The following is a 14,344-nucleotide window of genomic DNA, read 5'->3' as shown; positions in this document are numbered from 1 at the left end:
CCTACTCGTGGGGTTCGGGTACGGCGGTGTGCTCGATGCCGTTGATCAGGGCCTGGAACGCCCAGGACGCGCGGGCCTCGGGCGCCCCGGACAGCAGCAGCCCGGACGCCGCGGCGATGTGCGGGTGGGCCCGCGCCGACACCTTGCCGAGCGCGTCGCCGAGCGCGTCCCAGTCCTCGCGTGCGTCCCCGCCCGCGTGCTCGGCCGCGGTCGCGGTGGCCCGCTGGAGCAGCAGGTCGACGCCCCACGCGGCCCGCTCCGGCGGTACCCCGCCCTCGGCGAGCAGGCCCAGCAGGTTCTCGATCAGGTCCAGGTAGTGCGGGCCGCTCGGCCACGCGGTCAGCGCGGAGCGCGCGAGGCTCGGGTACTCCAGGAGCATCCGCGAGTACGCGACGAGCACCCCCTCCAGCCGCTCCCGCCAGTCCCCCTCGGCCGGAGGCGGGGCCAGCGTGCCGAGCAGCTCGTCCAGGACCGCCGCGTGCAGCTCGGCGGTGTTGCGGACGTAGACGTACAGGGAGGCCGGTCCCGTGTCGAGCTCCTGCGCGAGGCGCCGCATGGTGACCTTCTGCAGACCCTCGGCGCGCAGGATCCCGACGGCGAGACCGACGATGCCCTCCCGGGTCAGGGCGGGCTTGGCGGGACGCTCCCGGCGGGAGCGGGGGGTGGCTGGCATGCGACCACCCTAACGAACATGTTCGTGGCAAACAAGTTCGGGACGAACATGTTCGACGATGGCCGCGGTGGACCCACTTCGTGCAACCGTGAACCACCTCGCCCCGCCGATTCCGCCGTCCCGGCGTTCTGCCAAGATGCCGTACGTCATGGTGCAGATACCGCATACGCCCCCGGCGGCCTCGCCGACTCCGCGCTCGGTGCCCACGAGCGCCGACGTGGCCCGCCTGGCCGGCGTCTCCCGCGCGACCGTCTCCTACGTCCTCAACAACACCAGTGCCGTACGGATCAGCGAGCCCACCCGCCGCCGGGTCCACGAGGCCGCGAAGGAACTCGGCTACGTCCCGCACGCGGCCGCCCGCAGCCTGCGCGCCGGCCACAGCCGGATGGTGCTGATGCCCGCCCCGGCCATCCCGATGGGCCCGCTGTACGGCCAGTTCATCAACGACCTCCAGTGGGCCCTCAGCCGCCTCGACTACACGGTCGTCCAGTACGGCACCGCGGGCCTGCGCGGCGACGAAGCGGCCCGTGCCTGGGCCGAGTTGAGGCCGGTCGCGGTGCTGGTGCCGAACGCCGGGCTGGGTGCCGAGGGCGTCGCCGTCCTCAAGCGGGCCGGCGCCCGTGCCGTGGTCACCCTCGGCCCCGAACGCGTCGACGGCGCGCACGCCCTGCTGATGGACCACGACGCCGTCGGCCGGTGCGCCGGCGCCCACCTGTACGCCCGCGGCCGGCGCCGCGTCGGCGTGGTCGTCCCCACGGAGACCGGTCTGGAGACCTACTCCCGGCCCCGCCTCGAAGGCGTCCGCCGGGCGCTGTACGGCACCGACGCCTCGGTGACCGAGCTGCCCCTCGGCTACACGGAGCAGTCGGCCGGTGAACTCGCCTCGCGGTGGCGGGAGTCGGGCCTCGACTCGGTGTTCGCCTACAACGACGAGTACGCGATGCTGTTGATGCGCGCCCTCCAGGACGAGGGCCTCCGCGTCCCCGAGGACACCGCCGTGGTCGGCGCCGACGACCTGCTCCTGGGCCGGCTGCTGCGGCCCCGGCTCTCCACGATCCACATCGAGCTGCCCTCCGGCCGTGAGCTCGCCGAACTGGTCGACCGCGTGGTGCGCGACCCGGGCGGCACGCCGGAGACCCACGAGGTGCTCGGCGCCACGGTGGTCCGGCGCGAGTCCAGCTGACGGGTCACCCTGTACGGGGCGGTGCTTTTCCGGCCGGCCCGACTAGGATGTTGCGCGCTCAACGAAACGGTCCGCGGGCAGCGTGGGCCGCGCGACCCCGGCGATCGGAGAGCCGTCATGCCGCTGCTCGACCCGAGGAACTGGCAGGCGAGCGCCCTGTCCGGTGACCCGTACACCGTCACCGAGCCCGCCACCGGCGACGCGCTCGGCACGGTCACCCTGGCCGCCCCCGCCGACGTCTCCCCGGCCGCGGCGGCGGCCCGCGCCGCGCAGCACGCGTGGGCCCGCACCCCGCACTTCGTGCGCGCCCAGGTGCTGCGCCGCGCCGGCGACCTGTTCACCGAGCACGCCGACGAACTGCGCGAGTGGATCGTCCGCGAGTCCGGTTCCATCCCCGGCAAGGCGGACTTCGAACTGCACGTCGCCGCCCAGGAGTGCTACGAGGCGGCGGCCCTCGCCTCCCGTCCCGTGGGCCAGGTGCTGCCCAGCGAGGCGCCCCGGCTGTCGTACACCCGCCGGGTGCCGGTCGGTGTGGCCGGAGTGATCGCACCGTTCAACGCGCCGCTGATCCTGTCCATCCGCTCGGTGGCGCCCGCCCTCGCGCTCGGCAACGCCGTGGTCCTCAAGCCCGATCCGCGCACCGCCGTCTGCGGCGGCCTGTCCTTGGCCGCCGTGTTCGCGGAGGCCGGCCTGCCGGACGGGCAGCTGCACGTGCTGCCCGGCGCCGCCGACGTCGGTGCGGCACTGGTCGACGACCCGCAGGTGCCCGTGATCTCCTTCACCGGTTCGACGGCGGCGGGCCGCGCGGTCGGCGAGGCAGCGGGCCGCCGCCTCAAGCGCGCCCACCTCGAACTCGGCGGCAACTCCGCGCTGATCGTCCTGGAGGACGCCGACCTCGACGCGGTGATCTCCACCGCCGCCTGGGGATCCTTCTTCCACCAGGGCCAGATCTGCATGACCACCGGACGGCACCTGGTCCACAGCTCCCTGGCCGAGGAGTACGTCGAACGCCTCGCCGCCAAGGCCGACTCCCTCGCCGTCGGCGACCCGTACCGCGCGCAGGTCCACCTCGGCCCGATCATCGACGGCGCCCAACTCGCCAAGATCCACGGCCTGGTGGAGGCGAGCACCGCCCAGGGCGCCAAACTCGCCGCCGGCGGCACCCACGAGGACCTCTTCTACCGGCCCACCGTCCTCGCCGGCGCCGACGACCGCACCCCCGCCTACGCCGAGGAGGTCTTCGGGCCGGTCGCGCCCGTGCGCGCCTTCGCCGACGCCGAGGAGGCCGCCGCCCTCGCGGCCGACAGCCCCTGGGGCCTGTCCCTCGGCATCGTCACCCGGGACACGGCACGCGGACTCGACCTCGCCGAACGCATCCCGACCGGCATCGTCCACATCAACGACCAGACGGTGAACGACGAGGCCGTGGCCCCCTTCGGCGGGGTCGCCGCCTCCGGCACCGGGGCGCGGTTCGGCGGCGAGTCCAACCTGGAGGCGTTCACCGACGTGCGGTGGACGACCGTACGCGGTGACGTGGCGCCGTACCCCTTCTGAGGCGCGCCGCACCGCCCGCGCCCCCATGACACGGCACGGCCGCAGCCGGTTCGTCCGGCTGCGGCCGCGGCGAGGTGCCCGGACGGCGCTCGTCACACGGGCGGCAGGCCGTCACTCGCCCTGCGCGCCACTGTCCTGCTGCGCGGCGATGCTCTTGCGCACCTCGTCCATGTCCAGCTTCCGGGCCTGGCCGATGACGTCCGTCAGGGCGGCCTCCGGGAGCGCGCCGGGCTGCGCGAAGACGGCGACCTGGTCACGGACGATCATCAGGGTCGGGATCGACTGGATGTCGAAGGCGGCGGCCAGCTCCGGCTGGGCCTCGGTGTCGACCTTGGCGAAGACGAGGTCCGGGTTGGCCTGCGCCGCCTTCTCGTAGACCGGGGCGAACGAACGGCACGGCCCGCACCACGACGCCCAGAAGTCGATGAGAACGAACTCGTTCTCGCTGACCATCTGGTCGAAGTTCTCCTTGGTGAGTTCCACGGTGCTCATGCGAGTTTCCCTCTTCCTGACGTGGGGGGCGCCCCGCTTCGGGACGAGCCGTCCGCACAACACGTCCGGCCGGGTGGGTATTCCGGCCACCTACCCGTGTGGCCCTGGGGCACACCACCCTGGAGACTGACCCCATGACGGAAACGGAATCCATCGCATACGACGTCGTGGTGCTCGGGGCCGGGCCCGTGGGGGAGAACGTCGCCGGCCGCACCCGTGCGGCCGGCCTCTCCACCGCGGTCGTGGAGAGCGAGCTGGTCGGCGGCGAATGCTCGTACTGGGCGTGCATGCCCAGCAAGGCCCTGCTGCGCCCGGTGATCGTCCAGGCCGACGCCCGCCGCCTGCCCGGTCTCGCCAAGGCTGTCCAGGGCCCGCTCGACACCTCCGCGGTCCTCGCCCGCCGGAACTACTTCACCTCGAACTGGAAGGACGACGGCCAGGTCGGCTGGCTGGACGGCATCGGCGTCGACCTGTACCGCGGCCACGGCCGGCTCGCCGGGCCCCGCACGGTCACCGTGACGGGCGCGGACGGCACCGTCACCACGCTCACCGCCCGGTACGCGGTCGCCGTCGCCACCGGCACCCGCGCCCAGCTGCCCGGCCTCCCAGGGCTCGCCGAGGTCCGGCCGTGGACCAGCCGCGAGGCCACCAGCGCCCAGGAGACCCCGGGCCGGCTGATCGTCGTCGGCGGCGGTGTCGTCGCCGCCGAGATGGCCACCGCCTGGCAGGCCCTGGGCTCCCGGGTCACCCTGCTGGTCCGCGGCAAGGGCCTGCTCAACCGCATGGAGCCGTTCGCAGGCGAGTTCGTCGCCGAGGCGCTCGAGGAGGCGGGCGTCGACGTCCGCACCGGCACCTCCGTCACGTCGGTGAGCCGCGAGGACGGCACGGTCGTCGCCGTGACCGACGCCGGAGACCGCATCGAGGCCGACGAGATCCTCTTCGCCACCGGACGCGTCCCGCACACCGACGACATCGGCCTGGACACCGTGGGCCTCGAACCGGGCTCCTGGCTCACCGCCGACGACACGCTCCTGGTCGAGGGCACCGACTGGCTCTACGCCGTCGGGGACGTCAACCACCGGGCGCTGCTGACCCACGAGGGCAAGTACCAGGCCCGGATCGCGGGCGACGCGATCGCCGCCCGGGCCTCGGACACGCCACTCCTGGACGGCCCCTGGGGCGCCCACGCGGCCACCGCCGACCACCACGCGGTGCCCCAGGTCGTCTTCACCGACCCGGAGGTGGCCGCGGTCGGTCTCTCCCTCGCCGAGGCCGAGCAGGCCGGACACCGGGTGCGGGCCGTCGACGTCGAGTTCTCCTCGGTGGCCGGAGCGGGACTGTACGCCGACGGCTACAAGGGCCGCGCCCGCATGGTCGTGGACCTGGAGGCGGAGATCCTGCGCGGGGTCACGTTCGTGGGTCCGGGCGTGGGCGAACTGATCCACTCGGCGACGATCGCGGTCGTCGGCCAGGTGCCGATCAGCCGCCTGTGGCACGCGGTGCCGTCGTACCCCACGCTGAGCGAGGTGTGGCTGCGGCTGCTGGAGGCGTACCGGGGCTGACGCCCGACGACGGACGCCCGGCGTCCGACGGGGGCGGGCAAACGGGGCGGGGGCCGCACATGGAGGTGCCGCGGGGCGTCCGGCGCGACCCGTTCCCGTCGGCGCGACCCCGTCGGGGCTCGCCCCGTCCCCCGGGGCGCAGTTCGCAGGGGGACGCGGCAGCCGGGCCTCCGACGGGGCCACTTCCCGTCGGCGGGCGGTCGCCGCACGGCTTGGCCGCCCGCCGCGCCCGGACGGGGCTCCGGGCCTCCGACCCGGTGGGGCAGCCCCCGGCGGGGCCCGGTTCTGCCCGCCGTCGGCCGCCGTGCCGTCCTGACCGGCCGGTGGCCCGCCCGGCCCGGCCGCAGTGACACGGCACCGTGGTCACGGCAGGTCGAAGCCCAGTTCCGTCGCCGCCGCCCTCGGGGTCGGGTCCGTCCAGCGGGCCGCGGCCGTCTCGTTCGAGGACAGGGAGCGCAGTTCCGCGCGGTCCAGGTAGAGCGTGCCGTCGAGGTGGTCGGTCTCGTGCTGGACGATCCGGGCCGGCCACCCCGTGAACACCTCGTCGACCGCGACGCCGTGCTCGTCCTGGCCGCGCAGCCGTACCTGAGCGTGCCGGGCCACCACCGCCTGGTAGCCCGGCACGCTCAGGCAGCCCTCGAAGAAGGCCGCGCGGGCCCCGCCGACGGGCTCGTAGACCGGGTTGACCAGGATGCGGAACGGCTGCGGGACCCGGCCCCGGGCGACGGCGACCTCCTCGGGCACCGGCGCCGGGTCCTCGATCACCGCGATCCGCAGCGCGACGCCGACCTGGGGCGCGGCCAGGCCCACGCCCGGTGCCGCGTGCATGGTGTCCCGCAGCGCCCGGACGAACCGGGCGAGCAGAGCGGGGCCCAACTGACCGTCGTACCGCTCGGTTCCGCGGCGCAGGACCGGGTCGCCTGCCGCGACGATGGGCAACGGGCCGCCTTCGGCGAGGAGTTCCTCGACGCGCTCGGCAAGGGAGGCGCGATCACTGGGAGATGCCATCGCGCCAGCATGCCACGGACGGCGACCGTGACGCGGGTCGCCTCACCCGCCGCGAACCCCGTCCCGCGCCCCTTCGACCACCGGACCTCCACGGACACGCCCCCTCGTCCTGCGGCCGCGGCGTTCGTGTTCGTCCCGTCGCCCTGGATCCCGCTCGCCGCGTTCGTCGTCGTGGACGCCGTGCTCGGCGAGATCGCCCACCGCCGCGGAAGGCGGACGTACGGGGTCGGGGGCGGCGTGAAGTAGCGTGGTCGGACACCGCGGCACGCCTGTCGCGCACGCCGACGCCGGAGGGAGACGGGACTATGGCGCGGGCCCGGCGCGGGCAGGGGGAGCTGGAGGGCCAGGTGCTCGGCGCGCTGCGCGAGGCCGGTGGTCCCGTCACCGCCGCCTGGGTGCAGGAGCGGCTCGGCGGCGACCTCGCCTACACCACCGTGGTGACGATCCTGACCCGGCTGCTCGCCAAGGACGTCGTCGCCCGTGAACGGCAGGGCCGTGCCTTCCTGTGGACGCCGACCGCCGACGTGGCCCGGCTCGCCGCGCTGCGCATGCGGCGGCTCCTGGACGGCGAACGGGACCGCGAGGCCGTGCTGGCGAGCTTCGTCACCGCGCTGCCGCCCGGCGACGAGCAGGTACTGCGGGCCCTCCTGGAGGCCGCTGGACCGGGCCGGGTGAACCGTCGGAGCACCGGGCCCGCCGACCCCGGCGGTACGGAAGACTGACCGTCCATGGGGGTCTTCGTCTTCCTGCCGCTGGTGCTGCCGCTGACCGCGTGGCCGGTCGCCCGGCTGGCCGAGAGCCGGCTGCATCCGCGCGCCGCCACCCGGCTGCTCACCGCGGTGGCCGTGGTGATGGCCGTGTGCAGCACGCTCTGTCTGGCCCTGCTGATGGTGGTCGGCACCGCCCAGCTCCCCGGCAATCCGCTCCCGGACGGCTGGGCCGATCCCGAGGTGCGGGAGGCGGTGCCGCAGGACGGCATCGCGGGCCGCGCCGCCATCCCGGCGCTCGGGACGGTCGCCGTGCTGTGCGGGCGCACCCTGCACCGGCACCGCCGGGTCACCCGGCTCGCCCGGCGGGCACTGGCCGCACTGCCGGGCCGTGAGGTGGCCGTCCTGCCCGACCGCACGCCCTACGCCTACGCCCTGCCCGACCGGATCGTCGCCACCACCGCCCTCCTGGACGGACTGGCCCCCGGCGAGCGCCGGGCCCTGTTCGCCCACGAACGCGCCCACGTCGCCGCCCGGCACCACCGCCATCTGCTCGCCGTGCACCTGGCGGCCCGCGCCAACCCGTTCCTGCGGCCCCTGCGCACCGCGGTCGCCTACACCGCCGAACGCTGGGCGGACGAGGCGGCGGCCGGCGCGGTGGGGGACCGGCGCACGGTCGCCCGGGCCATCGGCAGGGCGGCACTGCTCGCGCCCGGCACACCCGTTCCGACCCTGGCCGCGCTGGCCGCCACCGGTCCGGTGCCGCGCCGGGTCGCCGCGCTGCTCGGTCCCGCCCCGTCGGCGCGCGGCTGGCCGCCGGCGTTCACCGCGGCCGGCCTCGCGGTCTGGGGCGCGGCCGCCGGCACGGCCGCGTCGGCGATGTCGTCGGCGAACTCGGCGGTCACCCTCTTCCTGGTCCTCCAGGCGGCCACGCCCCTGTGACGGCGGCCGCGGCGCGCGGCGGCCACGGGGCGGTCGCCTCCGGCGGCCGGGCACGCGAAGGGCCCCGGGAAGACCCGGGGCCCTGAGCGGTGCGGCGTCTCACTCGGCGGGGAAGTCGCCCGCCAGTGCCGAGGCGAGACGCAGATGCGGCTCCGCCTCCTCGTGCCGGGCCTGCCGCTGGAGCGTGCGGCCCAGCATCAGCCGGGCGTAGTGCTCCACCGGGTCACGCTCGACGATCTCGCGCAACTCGGCCTCGGCGCGGCGCAGTTGGGCCGAGTGGTAGTAGGCGCGGGCCAGCAGCAGCCGCGGTCCGGTCTGCTCCGGCACCTCCTCGACCACCCCGGCGAGCACGCGCGCGGCGCCCGCGTAGTCCTTGGCGTCGAAGAACAGCCGGGCGCGGTCCCAGCGCTCGGTGAGAGTCCCCTGGTCGTAGTACGTGGTGTCCACTCGTGACCTCCTTCGGGACCGTCAACCGGCCGCGTTGGTTGAATATTCCACCAATCCGGTGCCCCGGAGCGTTCGGCGGTGCCGTGGTCCGGACCTGTCTTGTTCGACCCTACGAAGTTTGCGCGTGACGGGTACACATCACCGTCAGGCTCTGATAGGAAACCTTCCTAATAGTGGATCCCCGTCCATCCCCCACCACCTCCTGGAGCCCACGTGAGGCAGCCCAACACCCCCGCGACGACCCCTGCCCTGACCTCCCGGCGCACCCTGCTCGCCCTGCTCGGCGCGTCCGCCGCCGGCGCCGTACTGCTGCGTCCCGACCACGCCTCGGCCGCCGCCTCCGCCACGGCCGCGAGCTGTGTGGGCCTCGACGACTCGGCGAAGAAGGAGATCGCCATGAAGCTGGTGTCGAGCGCGGAGAACTCCTCGCTCGACTGGAAGGCGCAGTACAAGTACATCGAGGACATCGGCGACGGCCGCGGCTACACCGCCGGGATCATCGGATTCTGCTCCGGCACCGGTGACATGCTCGACCTCGTCCAGCTCTACACCGACCGCAAGCCCGGCAACGTCCTCGCCAAGTACCTCCCGGCGCTGCGGCGGGTCAATGGCACCGACTCGCACTCCGGCCTCGACCCGAACTTCCCCGCCGACTGGCGCAAGGCCGCCCAGGACACCGCCTTCCAGCAGGCGCAGAACGACGAGCGCGACCGCGTCTACTTCAACCCGGCCGTACAGCAGGGCAAGACGGACGGGCTGGGCACGCTGGGGCAGTTCGCCTACTACGACGCCATCGTCATGCACGGCGACGGCGACGACTCCACCAGCTTCCGCAACATCCGCAAGCGGGCCCTCACCAAGGCCAAGCCGCCGGCCCAGGGCGGCAACGAGACGACGTACCTCAACGCCTTCCTCGACGCCCGCGTCTGGGCCATGAAGCAGGAGGAGGCGCACAGCGACACCACCCGGGTCGACACCGAGCAGCGGGTCTTCCTGAACAAGGGCAACCTGTGTCTGAACACCCCGCTCGACTGGAAGGTGTACGGGGACAGCTACCACATCGGCTGACCCGTTCCCGGCCCGGTTCCGGGCCGTAGGGGCTGTCGGGGCTGCCGTACCGCCGGGTCACCGTGCGGTACGGCAGCCCGTCCGCGTCACGGCTTGATGCCCACTCCGGTCCACAGGCTGACCTCCGCGTCGACGGCGGTCGGTTCGGCGTCGGGACGCCAGCGGTGCGCCAGCGAGATGCCGGGGTCGAGCAGGTCGAGCCCGTCGAAGAACCGCTTCACCTCGTCACGCGTGCGGAACCGGACCGGGGTGCCGCCGTTCTCGTAGATCTCCGCGACCTTCTCCCAGGAGTCCGGGTCGAAGTCGGGGGTGACGTGGCTCAGGGCGAGCGCGCTGCCCGACGGCAGTACGGCCAGCAGCCTGGTGACGATGCCGTAGGGGTCCTGGTCGTCCGTCACGAAGTGCATGAGGGCGTTGAGCGACAGCGCCACCGGCTTGCCGAGGTCGAGGATCTCGGTCAGCTCGGGGGCGTCGATGAGCGCCTGCGGGTCGTTGACGTCGGCCTCGATGTAGGTGGTGCGGCCCTCGGGGCTGCTGCGCATCAGGCGCTCGGCGTACTTGAGCACCAGCGGGTCGTTGTCGGCGTACACCACCCGCGCGTCGGGCACCACGGACTGGGCCACCTGGTGCAGGTTCGGCTCCGTGGGGATGCCGGTACCGATGTCCAGCCACTGCCGGATGCCGTGCTCCCGGGCCAGGACGCGGGTGGCCCGGTGCATGAAGCCCCGGTTCTCGTGAGCGGCGACGAAGACACCGGGATAGGCGGACGCGACGCTCTCGCCCACCTGCTTGTCTATCTCGAAGTGGTCCTTGCCACCGAGGTAGTAGTCGTACATCCGGGCGGAGTGGGGCCTGCTGGTGTCGATGTCCCGCGCCGCGTGCGAGTTGGTCATCCTGAACCCTTCCGAGGGGGTGCGTGGGGAGGTCAGCCTGGTCAGGTGGTCGGCGAGGCCCCGTTTGACCCCGGCCACGAACGCCGTGATCTCTTCCGGGGTGTAGATCAGCGCGGGGCCGGCCGGATCGGTCGACTGACGCAACGCGACCCGCCCGTCGGCGAGTTGCTTGGTCTGCACGCACTGGCCTCCGTTGGGGCCGCTCCAGGGCGACTCCCAGCCCTGCTCGCCGAGGTCGGAGGCGGGCATGCCGTTGTACACGTCGTGGGCACTGCCGTCGATGATGGTCATGCGTACTCCTTGCGCATGCGGTTCAGGAGCGCCCTGCTCTGCGCGTCGGAGGTCAGCAGGGACATGCGGTTGTGCGCCTCCAGGTGCGCGACGACGTCGGACCGCTGGTCCAGGTACATCGCGCCGGAGAGGATCTCGCTGTAGACGACGTCCGGAAGCTCGGGCTCCTCGAAGCGGAAGTAGGTGAACGGGGCGCACGCGCCGACGTGGGCGCCGGCGGTGAACGGCACGACGTCCACGCTGACGTGGTCGAGCTCCGAGACCTCCAGGAGCCGTTCGATCTGGCCCCGCATCACCTGCGGGCCGCCGACGACCCGGTGCAGGACGGCCTCCTCCATGACCACCCACAGGGTGGGTGCCTCGGCCCGCTCCAGCAGGGCCTGACGGCGCAGCCGGAGGTTCACGCGCCGTTCGAGGTCGTCGTCGTGGTCGTTGGGGAAGCCGCCGCTGAGCACCGAGCGGGCGTACTCGGGGGTCTGCAGCAGTCCGGTGGCGTAGTGGGGCTCGTAGGTGCGCAGGGTCTTCGCGCCGGTCTCCAGGCTCACGTAGGCGCTGAACCAGGTCGGCAGCACGTCACGGTAGGTGTGCCACCAGCCGGGCGCGTTGGCCCGCTCGGCGAAGGCGACGAACTCCTCGGTCTCCTGCCGGTCCGCGCCGTAGGTCTCCAGGAGTTTCTCGACGTAGAGCGGCTTGAGCGCCACCTCCGCCTTCTCCAGGCGGCGGATGGTCAGGGGAGCGACTCGCAGGGCCCGCGCCGCCTCGTCCAGTGAGACGCCCGCTTCCAGGCGCCGCTCCTGGAGCCTGCGGCCCAGGATCATGCGCAGCACGGTGGGCGCGCTGGAACTGCTCGCGTTCGAACGGCCTTCGCTCACGCCCTACCTCCTGATGGAACATCACCGGTGCAAGTTTGTCAGGCACTTGGCGAAGCGACCACACCGACACCGGCAGGCTGAAATTATCAGGGAGTCGGTTGCAGGTTGAACCCCGCTGCGCGCATAGTTACTTGGGTAAATCGCGGTCACGCTCACGGGTAACGCTCGTCTCCCGTGCGGACGTTGCTCAGTACTGCCTGCACTGCCTGCTCCCCGCCGCAGCCGCCTCACGGAAGGCAACCACGTGTCCCCCCACGCGACCTCCCCGCTCGATCTGTTAGACGTCGTCGACCCCGACCAGTCGCACTGGATCGAGCTTCCCGCGCACCGCTCCAGCGTCAGAGTCGCCCGCCGCTCCATGAGAGAGCGGCTGGTCGGATGGGGGATGCCCGCCGAGCTGTGCGAGGACGCGGTGCTGCTCGTCTCCGAGCTGGTCACCAACGCCATCCGTCACACGTTCAGCGTCCGCATCCTGTGTGGCATGGGCATGATGACCGAAGGGTGCCTGAGGCTGGAGGTGCACGACCACGACTACTCGCGGCGGGGTCTGCTCCGGCGTGAGCCCGGCCCCGACGACGAGGGCGGCCGGGGACTGCTGCTCGTCGAAGAACTCGCCGACTCCTGGGGCGTCGACAGGTCCCGGCTCACCAGCGGCCACGCCGTGTGGGCCACACTGACGCCCTGACGCAGGCGCCGGGCACCCAGGACTCAGGGGGACGGTCCAGGGGTGCCGGACGGGTGAGGGGGGACTCGCCCGGTCCTGCTCCGCGGTAACACCGCGGAGCCGGCGCCCGGCCCCGGTGAGCACGCTCGCCCCGCTTGGGGGAGGGCGACCGTGCTCACCGGGGCCCTTTTGCCACCTGGGTGCCTTCCGTCATCCGCACCCGGCGCACCGGACACCGGTCCCGCAGGTCACCGACCTGCGGGACCGGTGTTTTGTGCTGCCCGCCCACGGGGGAGGTCGACCGACAAGTCGAGTTTCCTTGACAAAATTATTTGTCGGTCGGATGCTGGAAGCCGGCTCCCGGACGGCCCGGACCTCCCGACGGCAGGAAAACCCAGATGCGCACTCTGATCAGCACCGCCTTCGTCTCGCTCGACGGCGTCGTCGAGGCCCCCGGCGGCGAACCCGGCTACCGCAACGCCGGATGGACGTTCAAGGGGATCGAGTTCGTCCCCGAGGCGTTCGAGATCAAGGGGCGGGAGCAGGAGGAGTCGGCCGCGGTCCTGATGGGCCGTACCAGCTACGAGGCGTTCAGCCCGGTCTGGCCCGACATGCCGGAGTTCGCGCGCTACCGGACCCTGCCGAAGTACGTCGTCTCCACCACGCTCGACGCCGGCGACCTGGTCGCGAACTGGGGCGACACCACGATCCTGCGCTCGCTCGACGAGGTGGCCGCCCTCAAGGAGACCGAGGGCGGACCGGTCATCGTGCACGGCAGCGCCACGCTGAACCACGCGCTGTCCGACGCCGGCCTCGTCGACCGCTACCACCTGCTCGTGTACCCGCTGCTGCTCGGCGCCGGAAAGCGACTGTTCAGCACGTCGGACAAGGACACGCGGCACCTGCGGCTGGTGGAGCAGGAGACCTACTCCAACGGCGTGCAGAAGGCCGTCTACGACGTCGTGCGCTGACCGGCCCACGCGTGGCCGCCCCGGAACCGCGCCGCACCGACGGCTCCGGCCTCCCGGTCCCGGCGACGGACCGGTTCCGGCGGAGCGGCGCGGAGGACGCCTTCCGTCCGCGGCGGGAGACGTCTTCAGTCCGGCGCGGAGCCCCGCGCTGGCCCCCGGCGCTGGACCGTGCCCCGGCCACCCCGGCGAAGGCGCCCGCACGCGCCGTACCGGCGCTCACCCGGACGGCCCCCGGCCGGTCCTCGTGTTCCGTGGCCGGCGCACCGGATCCTGCGGGAGTCCGGGAGTCCGGGAGTCCGGGAGTCCGGGAGTCCGGGTGGCCGCCAGGCCGGGTGCCGGGCTGGCCGCCAGGTGGGGTGCCGGGCCGGCCGCCAGGTGGGGTGCCGGGCCGGCCGCCAGGTGGGGCGTCGGGCGTCATCGGTGCGTAGCGGACGGCGGACGCGGGTGTACGCCGGATGCGTCGAACCCCATCCACTCTTTTTCGGTCCGCCGCTCCCGCTCGGCCCGGCGATTTCCGGCCTCAGGGCGCCCCGCGCCGCCGGTCCCTCGCGCCCGACGGCGGCTCCGTCACCCGCATCGGCGGGTGACCTCCCGCATGACCGGGCTCGTCAGGGGGAATCCGGGAGTCATGAAAGACGCCCCTGTGGTGGTGCAGCCGCCGGGCACCGACGGTGGCAGGAAGGTGACCATCCGCGGAGAGTACGTCGGCACCGCGTATCACCTGCTCGACGTCGTCGAGTTCCTGCGCCGGGCCGGGCTGCCCGAGGCCAACACGACGGTCGACGACCCGGACCTCATCGACTGGCGCGGTCCGGGCCCGAAGGCCTGGACGGCCGCCGGCTGATCCGCCGCGACCGACCGCCGGGCGAGGCCCCCGCCGGGCCGGGACCCGGCCCTTCCCCATGCCCGCCCGGCCCACCGCGGTGACCACGGCCCGCGTCATCGGTTGGGGGACCGCCATGTGAGTGAACCCCGTCCTCCCCGACCCGCCTGAATCCCTGGGGATACGGCCCGGCG

The 14,344-nt window shown here is 73.3% G+C and carries 16 protein-coding genes and 1 pseudogene; 10 read left to right on the top strand and 7 right to left on the bottom strand.

Features of this window, described 5'->3' with window-relative positions:
- Window position 1 precedes the first annotated feature (1 nt).
- Complete coding sequence (locus ACIRQ9_RS18615; protein ID WP_404174032.1) at window positions 2–673, bottom strand: TetR/AcrR family transcriptional regulator; 672 nt, start codon at window positions 671–673, stop codon at window positions 2–4.
- A 136-nt stretch (window positions 674–809) separates the two neighbouring features.
- On the opposite strand from ACIRQ9_RS18615, the gene ACIRQ9_RS18610 reads away from it, so the two are divergent.
- Entirely contained in the window at window positions 810–1,856 is a 1,047-nt protein-coding gene (locus ACIRQ9_RS18610; RefSeq protein ID WP_404174030.1) for a LacI family DNA-binding transcriptional regulator, read from the top strand.
- Between the two features lie 117 nt (window positions 1,857–1,973).
- Entirely contained in the window at window positions 1,974–3,410 is a 1,437-nt protein-coding gene (locus ACIRQ9_RS18605) for an aldehyde dehydrogenase family protein (RefSeq protein WP_404174028.1), read from the top strand.
- A 111-nt stretch (window positions 3,411–3,521) separates the two neighbouring features.
- Here the strand turns inward: ACIRQ9_RS18605 and trxA are convergent, their stop codons facing one another.
- Window positions 3,522–3,902: a thioredoxin gene (trxA, locus tag ACIRQ9_RS18600; RefSeq protein ID WP_404174025.1), complete on the bottom strand. Its 381-nt coding sequence runs from the start codon at window positions 3,900–3,902 to the stop codon at window positions 3,522–3,524.
- A 134-nt stretch (window positions 3,903–4,036) separates the two neighbouring features.
- On the opposite strand from trxA, the gene ACIRQ9_RS18595 reads away from it, so the two are divergent.
- Window positions 4,037–5,464 (top strand): dihydrolipoyl dehydrogenase family protein, encoded by a 1,428-nt coding sequence (locus ACIRQ9_RS18595; RefSeq protein ID WP_404174022.1) that lies wholly within the window; start codon window positions 4,037–4,039, stop codon window positions 5,462–5,464.
- Between the two features lie 363 nt (window positions 5,465–5,827).
- On the opposite strand, the gene ACIRQ9_RS18590 is transcribed toward ACIRQ9_RS18595, so the two are convergent.
- Window positions 5,828–6,472, bottom strand: coding sequence for a peptide deformylase (locus ACIRQ9_RS18590; protein ID WP_404174019.1), 645 nt, complete (start codon window positions 6,470–6,472; stop codon window positions 5,828–5,830).
- Between the two features lie 9 nt (window positions 6,473–6,481).
- Here ACIRQ9_RS18590 and ACIRQ9_RS18585 point away from each other — a divergent pair, with 9 nt between their 5' ends.
- The 3 genes from ACIRQ9_RS18585 to ACIRQ9_RS18575 are packed head-to-tail and all read left to right on the top strand — an operon-like array spanning window position 6,482 to window position 8,121.
- Window positions 6,482–6,718 carry a hypothetical protein gene (locus ACIRQ9_RS18585; RefSeq protein WP_404174016.1) on the top strand — a complete coding sequence of 79 codons (237 nt, stop codon included), beginning with the start codon at window positions 6,482–6,484 and terminating at the stop codon, window positions 6,716–6,718.
- 59 nt (window positions 6,719–6,777) lie between these two features.
- Window positions 6,778–7,194 carry a BlaI/MecI/CopY family transcriptional regulator gene (locus ACIRQ9_RS18580; protein WP_404174013.1) on the top strand — a complete coding sequence of 139 codons (417 nt, stop codon included), beginning with the start codon at window positions 6,778–6,780 and terminating at the stop codon, window positions 7,192–7,194.
- Window positions 7,195–7,200: 6 nt separating this feature from the next.
- The gene (locus ACIRQ9_RS18575; protein WP_404174010.1) at window positions 7,201–8,121 is read left to right on the top strand and encodes a M56 family metallopeptidase; all 921 of its coding nucleotides are present in this window, start codon (window positions 7,201–7,203) and stop codon (window positions 8,119–8,121) included.
- 99 nt (window positions 8,122–8,220) lie between these two features.
- Here ACIRQ9_RS18575 and ACIRQ9_RS18570 read toward each other — a convergent pair whose 3' ends face one another.
- Window positions 8,221–8,568 carry a tetratricopeptide repeat protein gene (locus ACIRQ9_RS18570; protein WP_404174007.1) on the bottom strand — a complete coding sequence of 116 codons (348 nt, stop codon included), beginning with the start codon at window positions 8,566–8,568 and terminating at the stop codon, window positions 8,221–8,223.
- A 213-nt stretch (window positions 8,569–8,781) separates the two neighbouring features.
- On the opposite strand from ACIRQ9_RS18570, the gene ACIRQ9_RS18565 reads away from it, so the two are divergent.
- Window positions 8,782–9,636 carry a chitosanase gene (locus ACIRQ9_RS18565; RefSeq protein WP_404174004.1) on the top strand — a complete coding sequence of 285 codons (855 nt, stop codon included), beginning with the start codon at window positions 8,782–8,784 and terminating at the stop codon, window positions 9,634–9,636.
- A gap of 86 nt (window positions 9,637–9,722) precedes the next feature.
- Here ACIRQ9_RS18565 and ACIRQ9_RS18560 read toward each other — a convergent pair whose 3' ends face one another.
- From ACIRQ9_RS18560 to ACIRQ9_RS18550, 3 genes and pseudogenes are all read right to left on the bottom strand, one after another.
- Complete coding sequence (locus ACIRQ9_RS18560) at window positions 9,723–10,529, bottom strand: SAM-dependent methyltransferase (RefSeq protein ID WP_404174510.1); 807 nt, start codon at window positions 10,527–10,529, stop codon at window positions 9,723–9,725.
- 75 nt (window positions 10,530–10,604) lie between these two features.
- A pseudogene (locus ACIRQ9_RS18555) lies at window positions 10,605–10,778 on the bottom strand (DUF397 domain-containing protein); the annotation flags it as partial.
- A gap of 38 nt (window positions 10,779–10,816) precedes the next feature.
- Window positions 10,817–11,692 (bottom strand): helix-turn-helix domain-containing protein, encoded by an 876-nt coding sequence (locus ACIRQ9_RS18550; protein WP_404174001.1) that lies wholly within the window; start codon window positions 11,690–11,692, stop codon window positions 10,817–10,819.
- 244 nt (window positions 11,693–11,936) lie between these two features.
- On the opposite strand from ACIRQ9_RS18550, the gene ACIRQ9_RS18545 reads away from it, so the two are divergent.
- From ACIRQ9_RS18545 to ACIRQ9_RS18535, 3 genes are all read left to right on the top strand, one after another.
- Window positions 11,937–12,377: an ATP-binding protein gene (locus ACIRQ9_RS18545; RefSeq protein ID WP_404173998.1), complete on the top strand. Its 441-nt coding sequence runs from the start codon at window positions 11,937–11,939 to the stop codon at window positions 12,375–12,377.
- A gap of 377 nt (window positions 12,378–12,754) precedes the next feature.
- Window positions 12,755–13,327 carry a dihydrofolate reductase family protein gene (locus ACIRQ9_RS18540; RefSeq protein WP_404173995.1) on the top strand — a complete coding sequence of 191 codons (573 nt, stop codon included), beginning with the start codon at window positions 12,755–12,757 and terminating at the stop codon, window positions 13,325–13,327.
- Window positions 13,328–13,955: 628 nt separating this feature from the next.
- Window positions 13,956–14,171 carry a hypothetical protein gene (locus tag ACIRQ9_RS18535; RefSeq protein ID WP_404173992.1) on the top strand — a complete coding sequence of 72 codons (216 nt, stop codon included), beginning with the start codon at window positions 13,956–13,958 and terminating at the stop codon, window positions 14,169–14,171.
- Window positions 14,172–14,344: the final 173 nt, after the last annotated feature.

Origin of the sequence: Streptomyces sp. NPDC101237, assembly GCF_044767465.1 — a bacterium.
GTDB lineage: Bacteria > Actinomycetota > Actinomycetes > Streptomycetales > Streptomycetaceae > Streptomyces > Streptomyces gramineus.
The sequence above is the reverse complement of the archived record's forward strand: the minus strand, read 5'-3'. Positions and strand labels throughout refer to the sequence as shown.